General features: G+C 62.6%; 18 protein-coding genes. 5 read left to right on the top strand and 13 right to left on the bottom strand.

Translation table 11 applies throughout. The features are described 5' to 3' along the window. Window positions 1-76: 76 nt before the first annotated feature. A complete protein-coding gene (locus AC07SU_RS23830; protein ID WP_494998407.1) occupies window positions 77-964 on the bottom strand; it encodes a LysR family transcriptional regulator in 888 nt (295 codons plus the stop codon). Between the two features lie 14 nt (window positions 965-978). Further along, window positions 979-1,635, bottom strand: a complete 657-nt coding sequence (locus AC07SU_RS23825) for a peroxiredoxin-like family protein (protein ID WP_494998406.1) — start codon at window positions 1,633-1,635, stop codon at window positions 979-981. A gap of 217 nt (window positions 1,636-1,852) precedes the next feature. Here AC07SU_RS23825 and AC07SU_RS23820 point away from each other — a divergent pair, with 217 nt between their 5' ends. After that, the gene (locus AC07SU_RS23820; RefSeq protein WP_494998405.1) at window positions 1,853-2,257 is read left to right on the top strand and encodes a type II toxin-antitoxin system HicB family antitoxin; all 405 of its coding nucleotides are present in this window, start codon (window positions 1,853-1,855) and stop codon (window positions 2,255-2,257) included. Between the two features lie 89 nt (window positions 2,258-2,346). Here AC07SU_RS23820 and AC07SU_RS23815 read toward each other — a convergent pair whose 3' ends face one another. Beyond that, window positions 2,347-3,543, bottom strand: a complete 1,197-nt coding sequence (locus tag AC07SU_RS23815; RefSeq protein ID WP_494998404.1) for an MFS transporter — start codon at window positions 3,541-3,543, stop codon at window positions 2,347-2,349. 178 nt (window positions 3,544-3,721) lie between these two features. Between AC07SU_RS23815 and AC07SU_RS23810 the strand changes: the two genes are divergently transcribed. Beyond that, window positions 3,722-4,336 (top strand): DUF5666 domain-containing protein, encoded by a 615-nt coding sequence (locus AC07SU_RS23810; protein ID WP_176998194.1) that lies wholly within the window; start codon window positions 3,722-3,724, stop codon window positions 4,334-4,336. Window positions 4,337-4,440: 104 nt separating this feature from the next. Here the strand turns inward: AC07SU_RS23810 and AC07SU_RS23805 are convergent, their stop codons facing one another. The 8 genes from AC07SU_RS23805 to gcl all read right to left on the bottom strand — a co-directional run bounded on the left by AC07SU_RS23805 (window position 4,441) and on the right by gcl (window position 13,862). Further along, window positions 4,441-5,445, bottom strand: coding sequence for a sulfate ABC transporter substrate-binding protein (locus AC07SU_RS23805; protein ID WP_176998193.1), 1,005 nt, complete (start codon window positions 5,443-5,445; stop codon window positions 4,441-4,443). 105 nt (window positions 5,446-5,550) lie between these two features. Beyond that, window positions 5,551-6,375 carry an ion transporter gene (locus tag AC07SU_RS23800; protein ID WP_494998403.1) on the bottom strand — a complete coding sequence of 275 codons (825 nt, stop codon included), beginning with the start codon at window positions 6,373-6,375 and terminating at the stop codon, window positions 5,551-5,553. 31 nt (window positions 6,376-6,406) lie between these two features. After that, on the bottom strand, window positions 6,407-7,282 hold the full coding sequence (locus tag AC07SU_RS23795; protein ID WP_494998402.1) for an urea transporter: 876 nt from the start codon (window positions 7,280-7,282) through the stop codon (window positions 6,407-6,409). A gap of 119 nt (window positions 7,283-7,401) precedes the next feature. Continuing rightward, window positions 7,402-8,817 carry a pyruvate kinase gene (gene pyk / locus AC07SU_RS23790; protein WP_176998190.1) on the bottom strand — a complete coding sequence of 472 codons (1,416 nt, stop codon included), beginning with the start codon at window positions 8,815-8,817 and terminating at the stop codon, window positions 7,402-7,404. Beyond that, the gene (locus AC07SU_RS23785) at window positions 8,807-10,087 is read right to left on the bottom strand and encodes a glycerate kinase type-2 family protein (RefSeq protein WP_494998401.1); all 1,281 of its coding nucleotides are present in this window, start codon (window positions 10,085-10,087) and stop codon (window positions 8,807-8,809) included. Before AC07SU_RS23785 ends, pyk begins: the two co-directional genes overlap by 11 nt. 150 nt (window positions 10,088-10,237) lie before the next feature. Further along, window positions 10,238-11,128, bottom strand: coding sequence for a 2-hydroxy-3-oxopropionate reductase (locus AC07SU_RS23780; RefSeq protein WP_494998400.1), 891 nt, complete (start codon window positions 11,126-11,128; stop codon window positions 10,238-10,240). 165 nt (window positions 11,129-11,293) lie between these two features. Next, the gene (hyi, locus tag AC07SU_RS23775; protein WP_494998399.1) at window positions 11,294-12,076 is read right to left on the bottom strand and encodes a hydroxypyruvate isomerase; all 783 of its coding nucleotides are present in this window, start codon (window positions 12,074-12,076) and stop codon (window positions 11,294-11,296) included. A 10-nt stretch (window positions 12,077-12,086) separates the two neighbouring features. Continuing rightward, window positions 12,087-13,862, bottom strand: a complete 1,776-nt coding sequence (gene gcl / locus AC07SU_RS23770; protein WP_176998187.1) for a glyoxylate carboligase — start codon at window positions 13,860-13,862, stop codon at window positions 12,087-12,089. A 256-nt stretch (window positions 13,863-14,118) separates the two neighbouring features. On the opposite strand from gcl, the gene AC07SU_RS23765 reads away from it, so the two are divergent. Continuing rightward, window positions 14,119-14,559: a GlcG/HbpS family heme-binding protein gene (locus AC07SU_RS23765; protein WP_178925533.1), complete on the top strand. Its 441-nt coding sequence runs from the start codon at window positions 14,119-14,121 to the stop codon at window positions 14,557-14,559. A gap of 119 nt (window positions 14,560-14,678) precedes the next feature. On the opposite strand, the gene AC07SU_RS23760 is transcribed toward AC07SU_RS23765, so the two are convergent. Next, the gene (locus AC07SU_RS23760; RefSeq protein WP_494998398.1) at window positions 14,679-15,137 is read right to left on the bottom strand and encodes an REP-associated tyrosine transposase; all 459 of its coding nucleotides are present in this window, start codon (window positions 15,135-15,137) and stop codon (window positions 14,679-14,681) included. Between the two features lie 206 nt (window positions 15,138-15,343). After that, a complete protein-coding gene (locus AC07SU_RS23755) occupies window positions 15,344-15,949 on the bottom strand; it encodes a TetR/AcrR family transcriptional regulator (protein ID WP_176998184.1) in 606 nt (201 codons plus the stop codon). 241 nt (window positions 15,950-16,190) lie between these two features. Between AC07SU_RS23755 and AC07SU_RS23750 the strand changes: the two genes are divergently transcribed. Both AC07SU_RS23750 and AC07SU_RS23745 read left to right on the top strand, forming a co-directional pair. After that, the gene (locus tag AC07SU_RS23750) at window positions 16,191-17,318 is read left to right on the top strand and encodes an efflux RND transporter periplasmic adaptor subunit (protein ID WP_494998397.1); all 1,128 of its coding nucleotides are present in this window, start codon (window positions 16,191-16,193) and stop codon (window positions 17,316-17,318) included. Between the two features lie 13 nt (window positions 17,319-17,331). Next, a complete protein-coding gene (locus tag AC07SU_RS23745; protein WP_494998396.1) occupies window positions 17,332-20,394 on the top strand; it encodes an efflux RND transporter permease subunit in 3,063 nt (1,020 codons plus the stop codon). Window positions 20,395-20,397 lie beyond the last annotated feature (3 nt).

The raw sequence follows: 20,397 nt of genomic DNA, 5'->3' as shown, positions 1-20,397 counted from the left end.
GATCCCCTGTGGGAGCTGGCTTGCCAGCGATAGCGGTAGACCAGACAACACCTCCCGCGCAGACCGACCGGGGGATTCATTTGGGCGACGCCAGCAAGCCTTCTACGTAGTCCACAAACGCCCGCGCCTTGGCACTCGCCAACCGGCCGGTAGGCAGCACCGCCCATAAATCCCGGGGGGGCAATTCCCAGTCCGTCAGCACGGCCCTGACTTCGCCGCTGGCAATTTCCGGGGTGAACATCCATTCCGCTGTCATCGCCAGGCCGTTGTGGGCGAGCACGCCGGCGCGTATGCCTTCGGAGGAGGTCACGCGCAGGCGGCCGTGCGCGACGATGGGGTGTTCGTGCTCGCCCTGTTTGAACGGCCAGCACGCACTCTGCCCCAGGCTATAGATCACGGCTTGGTGGTTGAGAAGATCGGCGGGGCTTTGGGGCTCGCCGTAACGCGCGAAATACGCCGGCGTACCGAAGATTCTTGCGGGGCTCTGGCTGATGCGTCGCGCCGTGAGGCTGGAGTCGCTCAGGTTGCCGATGCGCAGGGCGACGTCGATGCCTTCTTCCACAAGATTGAGCAGGCGGTCGTCGAGCATCACGTCGATGTTCAGGCCGGGGTGCTGCTCCAGGAACGGCGCCAGGTGGGGAATGATGTGCAGGCGCGAGAGCGTCACGCCGGCACTCACACGCAGGTTGCCCGACAGCCCGGCACCCACGCTGCGGGCAATGTCCTCGGTGTGGTTGATCTCATCGATCGCGTGCTTGGCGCGCTCGAAGTAGGCCAGCCCGGCTTCGGTGGGCGTCAGGCCCCGGGTGGAGCGCAACAGCAACCGCACCGCCAGGCGCGCCTCCAACTGCGCAATGCTTTTGGAGACGGCCGGTTGACCGATGCCCAGGCGTTTGGCGGCCGCCGAGAACGAGCCGGTTTCGACCACGTGGACAAAGGTTTCCATGGCGGTGAGGCGGTCCATCGGGTGTCCTCTGGTTACCGTTTGAGGGCGTCGAGCATGTCCGACGGTTCTGGGCGTTGAGTGTAATCCGGGTTGACCTCGGCGTAACGGATCACACCGTCCTGACCGATCACATAGCGCGCGGGCATGGGCAGGGTCCACGAGGGATCGTCATTGATCAGCGGCAGGTTGTTGCCGAAACCTTTATAGAGCTCGATCAGGTAGTCCGGCAGTTCAAAGCGCAGGCCGAAGGCCGCGGCGACGTCATTGTGGGGATCGCTGAGGATCGGAAATTCCAGCTCGGTAATGCGTGTGGACTTGCGGCTGTTGGCTGCCGTCTGCGGCGACACCGCCACCAGTTGCGCCCCAGTGGCTTTGAGCGTCGGCAAGAAGGCCTGGAGGGCCTCCAGTTCCATGTTGCAGTAAGGGCACCATACGCCCCGGTAGAACGTCAGCACCAGCGGCCCTTTTTCCAGCAGTTGTGCTGAAGACACCAGCTCGCCGTCGGCGTTCTTGAGGCTGAACAGCGGCGCCTTGTCGCCCACTTTCAGCGCCCGTTGTGCGGCGCCGGAAGCGATCAGCTCGGCGGTGGCACGTTCCATGATCGGGTGAATATGCGCAGGCGCGTTGAACGGTGGCTTGCCGGCTTTGAAGTCGGCGCGGAAGGCATCCAGTGTGGCTTGAAGTGTCATGGAGATATTCCCTCGGGAGATGAGCCGGTTGGCTGGAGAGAATGATGAGCGCGGCAGGAGAGGCGCGGAAGCGGGGTGGGGGGCATAGGCTCTATGCCAGGTTGGAATAACCGTTGGGGTGGGTTCAACATTCGGCAAAACAACCGACGGCTCTTTCAAGCTCATTTTGTGTTTGAATAAATAACTCTAGGGTTATCTAATTTGCACGAGGCCTGCTATGCAATACCCAATCTGTATCGAATGGGGCGATGACTTCACCGCCACCGGCATTCAGATCCCCGATATTCCAGGCGCTGTCACCGCCGGGGACAGTTTCGAAGAGGCCTACAACGCTGCGGTGGAAATCGCGCACATCCTGTTGCAAGAGATCGCGGCAGAAGGCGGGCCGATTCCGCTGCCAACGTCGGTGGCGACTCATCACACTCACGAAGACTATGCCGGGATGGGCTGGGGGATGTTGGAGCTGGATATCTCGCCCTATCTGGGCAAGACCGAGAAGGTCAATGTGACCTTGCCCGGTTATGTCATCCAGCGCATCGACAGGTATGTACGCGAGCACAACGTCAAAAGCCGCTCGTCATTCCTGGCGGACGCGGCGTTAGAGAAGTTGGTGCGTTCGTGAGGTGAGCCCTGTGGGAGCTGGCTTGCCTGCGATAGCGGTTTGACTGATATACCGCAATCGCAGGCAAGCCAGCTCCCACACGTATGCGTTTAGGCAGCGACCGGGGCGGCTTGACGCGAAGCACTCAAAAAGCGCAACAACGCCACCAGCGGGAACGCGCTGCCCACCAGCATCACGCCCAGCCAGCCACCGTGTTCATACACGCTGCTGGCAATCGCCGAGCCGAAGGCGCCGCCGATGAAGATGCTGGTCATGTACAGCGCGTTCAGGCGGCTGCGGCTGTTGGCGTCGAGGGCGTAGATGGCGCGTTGGCCGAGCACCATGTTCATCTGCACGCAGAAGTCCAGCACCACGCCGGTGACGGCCAGGCCAATCACGCTGTACAGCGGGTGAACCAAGGCCGGCAGGAAGCTCAACGCGGCAAACAGCATCGCCAGCAAGGAGGCGCGGTGAGTGTGGCCGGCGTCGGCCAGGCGACCGGCGATGGGCGCGGCAATGGCACCCAGGGCACCGACCAGGGCGAACAACGCGATTTCGCTTTGGCTCAGGCCGTGGTTACGTGCCAATTCCAAGGGGGCGGCGGTCCAGAACAGGCTAAATGTGGCGAACATGCAGCCCTGGTAAAACGCCCGTTGACGCAGCAGCGGTTGGCGCACCAGCAGGGTGCCCAGCGAACGCAAGAGTTGCGCGTAGCTGGCGCTGTGGTCGGGCTGGCGCTTGGGGATGGTCAGCAGCAAGACGACACTGATAAATGCCATCAGGGCGGCGGCCGCCATGAACATCGCACGCCAGCCAAAATGATCCGCCACCACGCTGGACACCGGCCGTGCCAGCAGGATGCCGAGCAGCAGGCCGCCCATGATGCTGCCGACCACCCGGCCACGGGATTCGGCGGGCGCCAGGTGCGCGGCCAACGGAATCAGGATCTGCACCGACACCGAACTGAAGCCGATCAGCAGCGACACCAGCAGGAACAGGTTCGGCTGCTCGGTGAACGCGGCGCCCAACAGGCTGGCAATGGCCACCACGGTGGTGGTGATCATCAGCTTGCGGTTTTCCAGCAGATCACCCAGCGGTACCAGGAAAAACAGGCCCAGGGCGTAGCCGATCTGGGTCAGCGACACGATCAGGCTGGCCATTGCCGGGGTCAGGCCGATGTCTGGCGCGATCAGCTCGATGATCGGTTGCGCGTAGTAGATGTTGGCAACGATGGCGCCGCAGCAGAACGCAAACAGCATGACCATCCCGCGGGTCATGGTGGTTGTAGCGTGTGAGGTAGCGTTCATGGTGTTCTCATAAAAGCGAAGGAAGAGGGCGTGGAAGAGTAAAGACATCGCCCTGTGGGCAGTAGGCCGCTGGCAGTGATAACACTCATGCCGCAAATTAATGACTGAATCGTTAACTTTCGGGTCGAACGGCAATGATACATTCAGCCACAACTGCCGAAACAGGAAATCCACCTTCATGAAAATCACGCTGAACAAGATGATCCTGGCCTCAACCCTTGCCGCTGCCATGGCGATTGGCCTGGCCAACGCCGCCGAAGCCCCGCGTGTGGGCGTGCGCGGCGCCATCACGGCGGTCGACGGCGACGCGATCCACGTCAAGGTCAACAGTGGCGAAGACGTCACCGTGCACCTCACCAAAGACACCCAAGTACGCGCCGTTACGCTGGCCAAGATCGATGAAATCAAGCCCGGCAGCTACATCGGCTCCGCCGCCATGCCCAATGCCGACGGCACCCTCACGGCGTTGGAAGTGCACGTATTCCCACCGGCCATGGCCGGCACTGGCGACGGGCATCGTGCGTTCGATTTGAAAGAAGGCAGCAGCATGACCAACGGCACCGTCGGCGACCTGGTGGTGAGCAACGGCCGCACGTTGACCGTGAAGTACAAGGGCGGTGAGCAGAAGATCGTGGTGCCGGAGGATGTGCCGATCGTGAACCTGGAGCCGGGGGATCGCAGCTTGCTCAAGGTGGGGGTGAAGGTGGTGTTGTTTGCCGCGAAAGGGCCGGACGGCACGGTGACGGCCCAGGCCATCTCGGCGGGCAAGGATGGCGTAACCCCACCGATGTAACGCAAAAACTGTAGGAGCCGGCTTGCCGGCGATGAGGCCAGTGGCAGCGCCGCCAGCTTCAAGGGTGAATCGCCGGCAAGCCGGCTCCTACAGGGTGGGCTCAGTTATTGACCGTTATAGATCTGGTCAAACACCCCACCGTCATTGAAGTGGGTTTTCTGCACGGTGCGCCAGTCGCCAAAGGTCTTCTCGACCGACAAGAACTCGACTTTCGGGAAGCGGTCGGTGTACTTGGCCAGCACCTTCGCGTCACGTGGGCGCAGGTAGTTGTTGGCGGCGATTTCCTGGCCTTCCGGCGACCACAGGTACTTCAGGTAGTCCTCGGCGGCAGCGCGGGTGCCTTTCTTCTCGACCACTTTGTCGACCACCGACACCGGCGGCTCCGCTTCGGCAGACACGCTTGGGTAGATCACTTCGAACTGATCGCGGCCGAATTCACGGGCGATCATTTCGGCTTCGTTCTCGAAGGTCACCAGTACGTCGCCGATCTGGTTGGTCATGAACGTGGTGGTGGCGGCGCGGCCACCGGTGTCCAGCACAGGTGCTTGCTTGAACAGCTTGCCGACGAAGGCCTTGGCCTTGTTTTCGTCGCCGCCGTTCTTGAGCACGTAGCCCCAGGCCGACAGGTAGGTGTAGCGGCCGTTACCCGAGGTCTTCGGGTTAGGCACGATCACTTGCACGCCATCTTTCAACAAATCCGGCCAGTCTTTCAGGGCTTTTGGGTTGCCCTTGCGCACGATGAACACGGTGGCGGAGGTGAACGGCGCGCTGTTGTTCGGCAGGCGGGTGACCCAGTTGTCCGGCACCAGCTTGCCGTTGTCGGCCAGGGCGTTGATGTCGGTGGCCATGTTCATGGTGATCACGTCAGCCGGCAGGCCGTCGATCACCGAGCGCGCTTGTTTGCTGGAGCCGCCGAAGGACATCTGCAGGGTCAGCTTGTCGTCCGGGTGCTCGGCTTCCCAGTGTTTCTGGAAGGCGGCGTTGTAGTCCTTGTAGAAGTCGCGCATCACGTCGTAGGAGACGTTGAGCAGTGTGACGGGGGCAGCCTGGACGGCGCCCGCCAGGGCAAGGCCGGCGGCCAGGAGAGAGGCGCTAACGAGTTTTTTCACTGCTCATTCCTTGTTGTTCGAGAAGGTGATGTATTGAGTGGGGGCAATTTGCCATCGACTATAACGGGCACCGCATAGACGTTTAAAGATTAAAACGCTCTTTGCTTATTCCAGTTTCTTGAAAAGATTATTCCCACAGCGGGAGCAGAACGCGGCGTTGGGCTCATGGCTGTTCTTCTTGCACACCGGGCAGTCATGTTGCAGCTGCTCGCCGCGCATGGCGCTCGCCAGTTCAGCGGTAAAAATTCCGGTGGGCACGGCAATGATCGAGTAACCGGTGATCATCACCAGCGACGAAATCACCTGGCCCAGCGGCGTCTTCGGCACGATGTCGCCAAAGCCCACGGTGGTGAGGGTCACGATGGCCCAGTAGATGCCTTTGGGAATACTGGTAAACCCGTGCTCCGGGCCTTCGATCACGTACATCAGGGTGCCGAACACGGTTACCAGGGTGCACACGCTCAGCAGGAACACCACGATCTTCTGCTTGCTGCCGCGCAGCGCCGCCATCAGGTAGTTGGCCTGCTTGAGGTACGGGCTGAGCTTGAGCACGCGGAAGATGCGCAGCATGCGGATGATGCGGATGATCAGCAGGTACTGCGCGTCGCTGTAATACAACGCGAGGATGCCGGGCACGATGGCCAGTAAGTCCACCAGCCCATAAAAACTGAAGGCATAGCGCAACGGCTTGGGCGAGCAATACAGCCGCAGCCCGTATTCGATCAGGAAGACGAGGGTGAAGCCCCACTCGATGTAGGCCAGCACATCGGCGTAGTTCTGGTGGATCTGGTCGATGCTGTCGAGCATCACGATCACCAGGCTGGCGAGGATGATCAGCAACAGAATGCCGTCAAAGCGCCGCCCGGCAGTGGTGTCACTCTGGAAAATCATGACGTAGAGCCGCTGGCGCCAGTCGTTGTTGCTGTCCATAAATCCCGCCTGAGTCGAATATCGAGCAAGCCTAGGGGGATTCGAAGGGGCTGTCCATGCGGGGTTTGCGCAGCATCCGGGCGCCAGCGCGCACCAGCCAGCAGGCGAGGATGAACGGCGCGGTCAGCGCGGGCAGGTGCAGGGCGGTAAAGCCAGGTGTGAGCAGGATCGCCAGGGCAATGCCGAGCAGTGGCAGCCAGGGCTGCCGGCGTGTCTGACTCAGGGCCAGCGCAGCCAGTGCAGGGTTGTAGCTGTGCAGGCCGAGGAGGGCGCTGGCAGGCTCGTCCAGCCACAGGGCGACCAGCACGCCGATGCTGGCCCCGGCCAAGGCCCACAAGGCGGCTCGACGATTGGCCAGCAACAGGCCGAGCGCAATCAGCACACCGGCCAAGGGTTGGTCCAGCAACATGACTTGCGCAAGCCCGGTGAACGGCGCGGACACCACCGCCAGGGTATCGGGTTCGGTGAGGGCGAATGCGCTGGGCGCGCCGGGCCCCAGCAACAGCCAGCCCAGCCCGACAAAGGGCGCGGTGTAGGCAGGCAGGTCATCCGGCTGGGCCGCATGCTTCAACCATTGCCGTGTCAGCATCGCCGAAAGCCCGCCGCACGCCAGGATCAGCGGGGGCAACAGCGCCGACCAGGCGAAGTGCTGGCTGATCAACAAGCCCAGCAGCACACCGTTATAGCTATACAGCCCGGCCTGGCGCTCGGCCTTGGGGTAACCCCGGCGCTGGGCCGTGAGCAAACCGGCCACACCGCCCAGCAGCGCGCCGCCAAGCAAGGCCGGGGCGCCGATCAGGATCGCCAGCAGGCACAGCAGGCCGCACAGCGGCTGGCGCTGCAGGAATATCTGGCTGAAGCCATTGAGCAGGGCTTCGGCCCAGTCGGGGCAGGTGTGGTTGTGCATGTGAGGAAGTCAGTTAGACCGAGTTGCCCTTATCGCAGGCAAGCCAGCTCCCACCTTTTGATCTGTGAATACAGTCAAATGTGGGAGTGGGCTTGCCCGCGATGAGGCCCGAACAGGCGCTAGATCAATGTCTCGATGCGCAGCGAATTGGTCGACCCCGGCTGCCCAAACGGCACCCCGGCCGTGATCACCAACGTATCCCCGCGCTGTGCCATCCCTTGAGCCTGGGCGATCTCCAGCGCCGTGGAACACACCTCATCCACCTGGCGCAGCCGGTCGTTGACCACCGAATGCACGCCCCACGCCACGCTCAAGCGCCGCGCCGTGGACAGGTTCGGCGTGAGGTTGAGGATCGGCGCCACCGGCCGTTCCCGTGCGGCACGCAGGCTGGAGCTGCCCGACTCGCTGTAGTTCACCAGCACCGCCACCGGCAGGATGCTGCTGATGCGCCGGATCGCGCAGCTGATGGCGTCCGACACCGTGGCCTCGGCCTTGGGCCGGCTCACGTCCAGTTGGGTCTGGTAGTCCGGGCCGTTTTCCACTTGGCGGATGATCTTGCTCATCATCTGCACGGCTTCCAGCGGGTACTCCCCCGAGGCGGTTTCCGCTGACAACATCACCGCATCGGCGCCTTCGGCCACGGCGTTGGCCACATCAGTGACCTCGGCCCGGGTCGGGGCCGGGGAGAAGCGCATGGACTCGAGCATCTGCGTCGCCACCACCACCGGTTTGCCCAGCTGACGGCAGGTGCTGATGATGTCTTTCTGGATCTGCGGCACGCTTTCGGCAGGCACTTCCACGCCCAGGTCGCCTCTGGCCACCATAATCGCATCGCTCAGCTCGGCAATTTCCTGCAGGCGTTGCACGGCCGAAGGCTTCTCGATCTTGGCCATCAGGAAGGCCTTGTCGCCGATCAGCTCGCGGGCCTCGCGGATGTCTTCCGGGCGTTGCACGAACGACAGCGCCACCCAGTCCACGCCCAGTTCCAGGCCGAAGCTCAGGTCGCGCCGGTCCTTGGCGGTCAGTGGGCTGAGTTCCAGCAGGGCTTGCGGCACATTCACGCCTTTGCGGTCCGACAGCTCGCCGCCATTGAGCACCGTGGTGTCGATGGCGTCGGCATGTTTGGTGATGACCCGCAGGCGCAGCTTGCCGTCATCCAGCAGCAGGTCCATGCCGGGTTCCAGCGCCGCGATGATTTCCGGGTGAGGCAGGTTGACCCGGCACTGGTCGCCCGGCGTTGGGTCCAGGTCCAGGCGCAATGCCTGGCCGCGCACCAGTTGCACCTTGCCTTCGGCAAAACGCCCGACGCGCAGTTTCGGCCCTTGCAGGTCCATCAGGATGCCCAGCGGGTAATTGAGCTGGCGCTCCACCTGGCGGATCCACTGGTAGCGCTGCGCGTGGTCGGCGTGGTCGCCGTGGCTGAAGTTGAGGCGAAAGATGTTCACCCCGGCTTCCACCAACTCGCGGATGTCATCGATGCCGTCGGTGGCCGGGCCGAGGGTGGCGAGGATCTTGACCTTCTTGTCAGGCGTCATGTGTCGGGTTCCCAAGGATCAGAATGGCGCGGAAGTCGTTGACGTTGGTGCGCGTCGGCTCGGTGACGATCAACCCGTCGAGGGCGGCGAAGTAGCTGTAGCCGTTGTTGTTATCCAACTCGTCGCTGGCCGACAGGCCGAGGGCTTCGGCGCGCGAATAGCTGCACGGCGTCATGATCGCGCCGGCGTTGTCTTCGGAGCCGTCGATGCCGTCGGTGTCACCGGCCAGGGCGTACACGCCCGGCAGGCCCTTGAGGCTGTCGGTGAGGCTCAACAGGAACTCGGCGTTGCGCCCGCCACGGCCATTGCCGCGCACGGTGACGGTGGTTTCACCGCCCGACAGAATCACGCACGGCGCCGCCAGTGGCTGGCCGTGCTGCACGATCTGCCGCGCAATGCCGGCATGCACTTTGGCCACGTCGCGGGCTTCGCCTTCCAGGTCGCCGAGGATCAGCGGGCTGAAGCCGGCCTGGCGGACTTTCACCGCCACGGCTTCCAGCGATTGCTGCGGGCGGGCGATCAACTGGAAGTGGCTGCGCGCGAGCACCGGGTCGCCGGGTTTGACGGTTTCCGAGGCCGGGTTCTGCAGCCAGCTGCGCACCGAGGCGGGGGCGTCGATGCTGTAGCGTTTGAGGATCGCCAAGGCTTGTGCCGAGGTGCTCGGGTCGCCAACGGTGGGGCCGGAGGCAATCACCGTGGCCTGGTCGCCCGGCACATCGGAAATCGCGTAGGTGTACACCGTGGCCGGCCACGCGGCCTTGGCCAGCCGGCCACCCTTGATCGCCGAGAGGTGCTTGCGCACGCAATTCATCTCGCCAATGGTCGCGCCGGATTTGAGCAGGGCTTTGTTGATGGCTTGCTTGTCGGCCAGGGTGATGCCTTCGGCGGGCAGGGCAAGCAGCGCCGAGCCGCCACCGGAGAGCAGGAAGATCACCCGATCTTTTTCGCTGAGGTTGCTGATCAATTCCAGCACACGCTTGGCCACGGCCAGGCCGGCCGCATCGGGCACCGGGTGCGCGGCTTCGACCACTTCGATTTTCTTGCAAGGGGCGCCGTGGCCGTAGCGGGTGACGACAAGGCCGCTGACTTCGCCCTGCCAGCAATTTTCCACGACGAGGGCCATGGCGGCGGCAGCCTTGCCGGCGCCGATCACGATCACACGGCCACTGCGGTCGGCAGGCAGATAGGGTTCAAGGACTTGCCGGGGGTGGGCGGCGTCGATGGCTGTGGCAAACAGCTCGCGAAGCAGGTGTTGCGGATCGACCGACATAAGCGGGCTCCCGGGGGTTCTTATTATTGGAAACACGATGAAACCCTGTAGGAGCCCGGCTTGCCGGCGATGGCGGCCTCAAGCCTTGTGCAACATGCAGCTGGCCCCATCGCCGGCAAGCCGGCTCCTACAGGTGGGGGTGTGGCGGGGTTATTTATCGCGAATCGAGAAATTCGCCATATGCTCCAGCCCCTTGATCAGCGCCGAGTGGTCCCAGTTGCCGCCGCCAATCGCGGTGCAGGTGCTGAACACTTGCTGGGTGCCGGCGGTGTTGGGCAGGTTGATCCCCAGCTCCTTGGCGCCGGCCAGGGCCAGGTTCAAATCCTTCTGGTGCAGGTTGATGCGGAAGCCCGGGTCGAAGGTGCCCTTGATCATGCGCTCGCCGTGCACTTCGAGGATTTTCGACGAAGCAAAACCGCCCATCAGCGCTTCACGCACCTTGGCTGGATCGGCGCCGTTCTTGGAGGCGAACAGCAGCGCTTCGGCCACCGCCTGGATGTTCAGCGCGACGATGATCTGGTTGGCGACCTTGGCGGTCTGGCCGTCACCGTTGCCGCCCACCCGGGTGATGTTCTTGCCCATGGCCTGGAACAACGGCAGGGCGCGTTCGAAGGTCTGCGGCTCGCCGCCGATCATGATGCTCAGGGTGCCGGCCTTGGCGCCCACTTCACCACCGGACACTGGCGCGTCGAGGTACTGCGCGCCGGTCTCGTTGATCTTGGCGGCAAACGCCTTGGTGGCGGTCGGCGAGATCGAACTCATGTCGATCACGACCTTGTTTGGCGACAGGCCTGCGGCCACGCCGTCTTTACGAAACAGCACGTCGTCAACCTGCGGGGTGTCGGGCACCATCACGATGATGAACTCGGCTTCCTGGGCGACTTGCTGCGGGTTGGCCAGGGCCACGGCACCGGCGTCGATCAAGGCTTGCGGTGCCTTGCCGTGATGCTCGGAGAGGAACAGTTGGTGACCTGCTTTCTGCAGGTTGGCGGCCATGGGTTGGCCCATGATGCCGGTGCCGATGAATCCGATTTTAGCCATGATCAAAATCCTCTTGTTATTCGGTATGTCGCGACCTGCCAAACGCCTCAGGCCCAATGTGGGAGCTGGCTTGCCTGCGATGGCATCAACTGGCTATGCCTGAAACACCGCGGTGCCTGCATCGCAGGCAAGCCAGCTCCCACATTTTGTTTTGTGTTTGTTCTTCTAGATCGCGTTGTGGCTCTTGAGCCAGCCCAGGCCTGCCTCGGTGGTGGTCAGCGGCTTGTATTCACAGCCGACCCAACCGGTGTAGCCGATGCGGTCCAGGTGTTCGAACAGGAAGCGGTAGTTGATCTCACCGGTACCCGGCTCGTTGCGCCCTGGGTTGTCCGCCAGCTGGATATGGTTGATGTCATCCAGGTGGGTGGCCATGGTGCGGGCCAGGTCGCCTTCCATGATTTGCATGTGATAGATGTCGTATTGCAGGAACAGGTTGGCGCTGCCCACCTGCTCGCGAATCGACAGGGCCTGCGCCGTGTTGTTCAGATAGAAGCCTGGGATATCGCGGGTGTTGATCATCTCCATCACCAGCTTGATCCCCGCCGCCTGCAGCTTCTCGGCGGCGTACTTGAGGTTGGCGACGAAGGTCTTTTCGACGGTTTCATCGTCAACGCCCTGTGGCCGGATACCTGCCAGGCAGTTGACCTGGGTGTTGCCCAGTACCTGGGCGTAGGCGATGGCCAGCTTGACCCCGGCACGGAACTCTTCGACCCGGTCCGGGTGACAGGCCAGGCCGCGTTCGCCCTTGGCCCAGTCACCGGCCGGCAGGTTGAACAGCACTTGGGTCAGGCCATTGGCGTCCAGCTGTGCCTTGATCTCGGCAGAGCTGAACTCGTAGGGGAACAGGTATTCCACACCCTGGAAGCCCGCATCGGCGGCCGCTTTGAAACGGGCGAGAAAGTCCTGTTCGGTAAACAGCATGGACAGGTTGGCAGCAAAGCGCGGCATAGGGTTCTCCTTAATCGAGCAGGGAAATGGCAGTCGGCGCATCGTTGCCGACCAGTGCCAGATCTTCGAATTCGTTGACGGCGTTGATCTCGGTGCCCATGGAAATGTTGGTCACGCGTTCCAGAATAATCTCAACGATCACCGGAACCTTGAATTCTTCGATCATTTCCTCAGCCTTGCGCAACGCAGGTGCAATCTGCCCAGGCTCGAACACGCGCAGGGCCTTGCAACCCAGGCCTTCGGCGACGGCCACGTGGTCCACGCCATAGCCATTGAGTTCCGGCGCGTTGAGGTTGTCGAAGGACAGCTGCACGCAGTAGTCCATCTCGAAACCGCGTTGCGCCTGGCGGATCAAGCCCAGGTAGGAGTTGTTCACCACCACGTGGATGTACGGCAGCTTGAACTGCGCGCCCACGGCCAGCTCTTCGATCATGAACTGGAAGTCGTAGTCGCCCGACAACGCCACGACTTTACGGGTTGGATCCGCCTTGACCACGCCCAGAGCAGCCGGAATGGTCCAGCCCAATGGGCCCGCCTGGCCGCAGTTGATCCAGTGACGTGGCTTGTACACGTGCAGGAATTGCGCGCCGGCAATCTGCGACAGGCCGATGGTGCTGACGTAGCAGGTGTCTTTGCCGAACACCTGGTTCATCTCTTCGTATACGCGCTGCGGCTTGACCGGCACGTTGTCGAAGTGGGTCTTGCGGTGCAGCGTGGCTTTGCGCTGCTGGCAGTCGTTCAACCAGGCGCTGCGGTCCTTGAGCTTGCCGGCGGCTTTCCACTCGCGGGCCACTTCAATGAACATCGTCAGGGCGGAACCGGCGTCGGAGACGATGCCCAGGTCCGGGGTGAAGACGCGGCCAATCTGCGTCGGCTCGATGTCGACGTGAATGAACTTGCGGCCTTCGGTGTACACCTCGACCGAACCGGTGTGGCGGTTGGCCCAGCGGTTGCCGATGCCGAGCACCACGTCCGACTTGAGCATCGTCGCGTTGCCGTAACGGTGGGAAGTTTGCAGGCCGACCATACCCACCATTTGCGGGTGATCGTCCGGGATGGTGCCCCAGCCCATCAGGGTCGGGATGACCGGGATGCCGGTGAGTTCAGCAAATTCCACCAGCAGTTCGCTGGCGTCGGCGTTGATCACGCCGCCACCGCTGACCAGCAGTGGGCGTTCAGCCTGGTCCAGCAGCGCCAGGGCTTTCTCCACCTGCACGCGGGTCGCCAGTGGTTTGGCCAGGGGCAGCGGCTGGTAGGCGTCGATATCAAACTCGATCTCGGCCATCTGCACGTCGAACGGCAGGTCGATCAGCACCGGGCCTGGGCGGCCGGAGCGCATTTCATAGAAGGCTTTCTGGAACGCGTAAGGCACTTGGCCCGGTTCCAGCACAGTGGTGGCCCACTTGGTCACCGGCTTGACGATGCTGGTGATGTCCACGGCCTGGAAGTCTTCCTTGTGCATGCGGGCACGTGGCGCTTGGCCGGTGATGCACAGAATAGGGATCGAGTCGGCCGAGGCGCTGTACAAGCCAGTGACCATGTCGGTGCCCGCCGGACCCGAGGTGCCGATGCACACGCCGATATTGCCAGCCTTGGTGCGGGTGTAGCCCTCGGCCATGTGGGAGGCGCCTTCAACGTGGCGAGCAAGGACGTGATCGATGCCACCCACTTTCTGCAAAGCCGAGTACAGCGGGTTGATTGCGGCGCCTGGGATACCGAAGGCAGTGTCCACACCTTCACGGCGCATCACCAGAACGGCGGCTTCGATTGCTCTCATTTTGCTCATGGTTTTGGTGCCTCTTGCGTTTTGTAATTGTATACAAGTGGTGTCTGTTCAAAGTGTATTCACGGCGAGCGGCGCAGGTCAATCCATTTTATTCGGTGGCCTTTGCGTTCGTCGGAAGGCATTTTTTCGACGTATGGAAGCTTTGTGCGAAAATATTGTATACAAAAACAAATGTCATTGTGTTCTATTTGTTTGATCGAGCATCTGATCAAACAGACCTCCACCGCTTTCCCAATAACAAAAGAAGGACGGCACCATGAGCGCTTTAACCTTGAAAATTGCCACTCAACTGGCCAGCCAGGCCTTGAACGCCGGCCGCACCATTTCCGCGGCGCCGCTGACCATTGCGGTGCTCGACAGCGGCGGCCACCTGATCACCCTGCAACGCGAAGACGGCGCCAGCCTGCTGCGCCCACAGATCGCCATCGGCAAGGCCTGGGGCGCGATCGCCCTGGGCAAAGGCTCACGCCTGCTGGCGCTGGACGCCCAACAGCGGCCGGCGTTTATCGCTGCGCTGAACAGCCTGGGGCAGGGCAGCGTCGTGCCGGCCCCGGGTGGTGTGTTGATTCGCAATGGGGAAGGGGTGGTGTTGGGGGCGATCGGGATCAGCGGGGATACGTCGGACATTGATGAGCAGTGCGCGATTACGGCGATTGAGGGGGTAGGGTTGTTGGCGGATGCGGGGGTGTCGGCTTGATTGTAAGGTGACTGGAAGGGCCTCATCGCGGGCAAGCCCGCTCCCACAGGGTTTGATGGTGTTCACACCGGCCAATGTGGGTGCGGGCTTGCCCGCGATGCAGACGACGCGCTCTCAAGTCAAAGCCAAATGGCATCCCACAGCGGGTAGTCGCCAAATTTCTTTACCAGCCCGGCTCTCAATGGATTGGCCACAATGTATCGAGCGATGCCTTCAAGGCTTTCTTCACGGCGCACCGCATGGTCGTGAAAGCCGGGTTGCCAGAGTCGACCTTGGCGCCCGGCGACTGCATTCACCACGCGAGTACTTTTGGACTTCACTTGACGCATCAAATCAGCAAGTGAGCCTTTCTCCAGCGAGATGAGCCAGTGGAAATGATCAGGCATGACGACCCACGCCAAGGAGGTCGCCAGGCCCTGGTACTGGGCAATCCTGAATTGTTGAACCACCAGGCGACCGAGTTTGAAGTCCTGGAAAATGGGTTCGCGATCCAGGGTGTTGGTCGTCAATAAATAGATGCGGTTGGGTTCGTCATAGCGGCCGATGCGCAGGCGCTTTGAAGCGGGGAGATCAGGCATTCCTTGGCCTCTCTTCAATGGGGGTTCTGAGAGGCTAGGTCGCGGTGTGTGGTGCTGGTTGGCGGGCTTTTGGCAGGATGTGTCTGAACTGGCGCTATCGCGGGCAAGCCCGCTCCCACAGGGGGCTCGCAGTGTTCATACAATGTGTGTCTGGCGCGGATCAAGTGTGGGAGCTGGCTTGCCTGCGATAGCCATACCCCGATCTATCAGTCCGGCTCACACCCCTTCAACACCAACCGAATGATCGTCAACGCCGCCGCTTCATAATCCGCCTCATCCAGCTTGGCCTTCCCGGTCACCGCCGAAATCTGCCAGTCGAAATCCGCGTACGTCTGCGTCGCCGCCCAGATGCTGAACATCAGGTGGTTGGGGTCGATGGCGGCGATCAGGCCGCGGTCGACCCAGTTCTGGATGCAGTCGATGTTGTGCTTGGCCTGGGCGTTGAGTTGCTCGACCTGATCGGCGCTCAAGTGCGGTGCGCCGTGCATGATTTCGCTGGCGAAGACCTTGGAGGCAAACGGCAGGTCGCGGGAGATGCGGATCTTCGAGCGGATGTAGTTGCTCAGCACGACCGATGGTTCGCCCTCGGGGTTGAAGGGCGTGGACGCGGCCAGGATCGGCTCGATGATGCTTTCGAGCACCTCGCGGTAGAGGTTGTCCTTGGACTTGAAGTAGTAATAGACGTTGGGCTTGGGCAGCCCGGCCTTGGCGGCGATGTCGCTGGTTTTGGTCGCGGCGAAGCCTTTGTCGGCAAACTCCTCGCTGGCCGCCCGCAGGATTTTTTCTTTGTTGCGCTCGCGAATGCTGCTCATAAACCTGGAGTTTCCTTGCCAAGACTGGCGGTTGCGCATGGTAGCACCGGCTTTGCGCAGCGCTCAAGAATCCCGCCGCAGCCCACGTATCACGGGCGTTACACTGACATTGTCTGTCTTGAGGCTGAACGCATTCAAGGTAGTACAGGCAGGCGAAGGGCGGGCTGCTAGAGTTCAGGGCAACGACGCGACCTTTGCCGGTTGCCGTTCTGTCCTGTATTCGGCGTTCGAGTGAGAAACCGTGGAGAAAAGCAGACGACGTACGTTCGCCTGGGGTGTTGGCGCGTTGTTGGTCATCGCGCTGGTGGTCGGCCTGGGCATGCACCTGATGGGAGGCGCCCATAAAGGCAAGCCACCGTCTCCCGGCGAGCCCGTCGCGGTGGTGCCGGTGGTGTTGCAGGATGTGCCGGTGTACATCGACGCGCTGGGCACCGTGACACCGACGCGCAGCGTCACCGTGGTCAGCCAGGTCGACGGGATTCTTAGCAGCGTGGAGTTCAAGGAAGGCCAGCACGTGAGCAAGGGCCAGGTCATCGCCCGCATTGACGACCGCGCGCTCAAGGCGCAACTGGCCGTGGCCAAGGGCACCCTGGCCCATGACCAGGCGGTGTTGAGCAATGCCCAGCGTGACCTCGCCCGTTACCGCGACCTGGTCAAGGCCGGTTCCACCAGCCAGCAAACCCTCGACACTCAAGCCTCCCTGGTCCAGCAGCAACAAGGCACCGTGGCCGCCGACCAAGGCAATGTGCAAAACCTCGAAGTGCAACTGAGCTACTGCACCATCACCTCACCGGTGGATGGCGTGGTCGGTTTGCGGCTGGTCGACCCCGGCAACTATGTCACCACCGCCAGCACCACCGGCATTGTGGTGATCACCCAGATGAGCCCAGCCACCGTGGTGTTTGCCGTGCCCGAGGATGACTTGGGAGCAATCGACCAGGCCCTGGCCCGTGGCGCCGTGCCCGTGCTGGCCTACGACCGCAACAAGAAGTCCTTGCTGGCCACCGGCAGCCTGTTGGCCCTGGATAACCAGGTGGACACCAGCACCGGCACGATCAAGGTCAAGGCGCAGTTCGACGATTCGGGCAATGCGCTGTTCCCCAATCAGTTCGTCAACGCACGGCTCAAAGCCGACACCTTGAGCCAGATCGCCGTGGTGCCCACCCGTGCGATCCAGCACGGCAGCAAAGGCGACTTTGTGTTTGTGGTGAATGGCAACAAGGCCAGCCTGCGCACGATTCAGACCGGCCCCTCCACCGGCGACGTGTCGGCGGTGCTCGACAACGGCGTCAAGGCCGGCGAGCAGGTGGTCACCGAGGGCGCCGACAAACTGGACGATGGCTCTGTGGTGAAGGTCGTCGCCCAGTGAGGAGCTGCCGAGCATGAACATTTCGCGGCCCTTTATCGAACGCCCAGTCGCCACCACCCTGATGATGGTGGCGGTGCTGCTGCTCGGCCTGTTGGGGTATCACTTGCTGTCGGTGTCGGCGCTGCCCGAGGTGGATTACCCGACCATCCAGGTCTTCACCCAATACCCCGGCGCCAGCCCGGATGTGGTCAGTTCCTCGATCACCGCGCCGCTGGAGCGCCAGCTCGGTGAAATGCCGGGGCTCAAGTCGATGAACTCCACCAGCTCGGACGGCGCCTCGGTGGTGACCCTGCAGTTCGACCTGTCGCTGTCCCTGGACGTGGCCGAACAAGAAGTGCAGGCGGCGATCAACGCGGCGGGCACCTTCCTGCCGGCGAACCTGCCGTACCCACCGGTGTACAGCAAGGTCAACCCGGCTGATGCGCCGGTACTGACCCTGTCACTGACCTCCGACGTGCTTCCGCTGACCAAGGTCGAAGACCTGGCCGACACGCGCCTGGCGCAGAAGATCTCGCAGATCACCGGTGTCGGCCTGGTCACTATCAGCGGCGGCCAGCGCCCGGCCGTGCGGGTGGAGGCCAACACCTCGGCGCTGAACAGCCTCGGGCTGTCTCTGGATGACCTGCGCACCTCACTGGGCACGGCCAACGTCAACCAGGCGAAGGGTAATATCGATGGCAAGTTCCAGGCGTATTCCATCGGGGCCAACGACCAACTGCAATCGGCCGAGGAATACCGCGACCTGGTGATCGCCTACAAGAATGGCGCGCCGATCCGCCTGTCGCAGATCGCCAGTTCCACCCAGGGGCCGGAGAACCCGCGCCAGGCGGCCTGGACCAATGACACGCCGTCCATCGTGCTGAATATCCAGCGCCAGCCGGGGGCCAACGTGATCGAGGTGGTCGACCGCGTGCAGCAACTGCTGCCCAAGTTGCGCGCCAGCCTGCCGGGCACCTTGAAGGTGGCGGTGCTGACCGACCGCACCCAGACCATCCGCGCCTCGGTCACCGATGTGCAATACGAGCTGGGGCTGGCGATATTGCTGGTGGTGATCGTGATCTTCCTGTTCCTGCGCAATATCCCGGCGACGATCATCCCTGCGGTCACCATCCCGCTGACGCTGATCGGCACCCTGGCAGTGGCCTACGCCCTGGGGTTTTCGCTGAACAACCTGACGCTGATGGCGCTGACCATCGCCATCGGGTTTGTGGTGGATGACGCCATCGTCATGATCGAAAACATCACCCGTTACCTGGAGGCGGGCGACACGCCCTTGCAGGCCGCACTCAAGGGCGCCGAGCAGATCGGCTTCACCATCATTTCGCTGTCCATCGCGCTGATTGCGGTGATGATCCCGCTGCTGTTCATGGGCGATGTGGTGGGACGGTTGTTCCGCGAATTCGCCATGACCGTGGCGGTGACCATCGTGATTTCGGCGGTGATCTCCCTGACGCTCACACCGATGATGTGCGCACGCATGCTCAAGTCCGAGCACGAGGAGCGCCGGCCGGATTTCTTCGACCGGATCAACCGTCATTACGTACGCGGCCTGGACTGGGTACTGGCACACCGCACCCTCACGCTGATCTCGGTGGTGCTCACGGCGGCACTCACCTTGTTCACGTTGGTGATCATGCCCAAGGGGTTTTTCCCGGACCAGGACACCGGCCTGATCCAAGGTATTTCCCAGGCGTCGCCGACCGTTTCGTTCCAGCAGATGCAGGTTGAGCAGCAACGTTTGGCCGCGCGCATTCTCAAGGATCCGGCCGTGCAGAGCCTGTCCTCGTTCGTGGGTATCGACCAGACCAACCCGACCATCAACCAAGGCAACCTGCTGATCAACCTCAAGCCCCGTGGCGAGCGTGACAGCAGCACCGCCGTGATCCGCCGCCTCGCGGACGCCAATGCCGATGACGCCGGCATCCGCCTGTACCTGCACTCGGTGCAGGACCTGACCCTGGATGCCACGGTGTCCACCACCAGCTATCGCCTGGGCCTGCAAGCCACCGACCCGGATGAGCTGGAGCAGTGGACCACCAAACTGCTCACCGCGATCAAGAAAGACCCGATGTTCACCGATGTGCAAAGCCAGGCCATGCAGTTCGGCAACCAGATCAAGCTGACCTTCGACCGCGCCACCGCCTCGCGCCTGGGCATCACCCCGCAAGCCATCGACGATGTGCTGTACGACGCCTTTGGCCAGCGCCAGGTGTCGACTATCTACACCCAGCTCAACCAGTACCACGTGGTGATCGCCACCGACCATCCGCCGCGCAACCTGCCGGACTTGCTCACCGGCTTGTACGTGGACATTCCCTCGGGCGGCGTGGCGCCGCTGTCGAGCATGGCGACCCTGGAAGTGGTGCGCACGCCGGTGACCATCAACCGCCTGGGGCAGTTTCCCTATGCAGACGTGTCTTTCAACCTTGCGCCCGGCCAAACGTTGGGCGCGGCGGTCACGCGTTTGCAGGACATCGAAGCCCAGGTCGGCCTGCCGCTGTCGGTGCAGGCCAACCTGGAGGGCGCGGCGGCGACGTTCCAGGCGTCATTGTCGAACCAGGTGTTCCTGGTGTTGGCGGCGATTGTGGTGGTGTACCTGATGCTCGGCATTCTGTACGAGAGCTTCGTGCACCCGGTGACCATCCTCTCGACCTTGCTCTCGGCGGCCCTCGGTGCGTTGCTGGCGCTGCTGCTGACCGGCACGCAGTTCGACATCATCGGTTTGATCGGCATCGTGTTGCTGATCGGCATTGTGATGAAGAACGGCATCATGATGGTCGACTTCGCCCTGGAGCTGTTGCGTGAAGGCGGTTTGAGCCCGGTGGCTGCGATTCGCCAGGCGGCGGAGCTGCGGTTCCGGCCGATCCTGATGACCAGCATGGCCTCGCTGTTCGGTGCGGTGCCGTTGGCGCTGGGCACGGGGATTGGTTCGGAACTGCGTCACCCGCTGGGCATCGCAATCATCGGCGGCCTGCTGCTGAGCCAGTTGCTCACGCTGTTTTCCACCCCGGTGATCTTCCTCGCCATGCACGGCCTGGGCGAGCGTTTCAGCCGGCGTGCGGCGGTCGAGCCATGATGC

It is taken from the genome of Pseudomonas sp. GW821-FHT05H12 (assembly GCF_059419385.1).
This window is presented reverse-complemented; position numbering and strand designations above follow the sequence as displayed.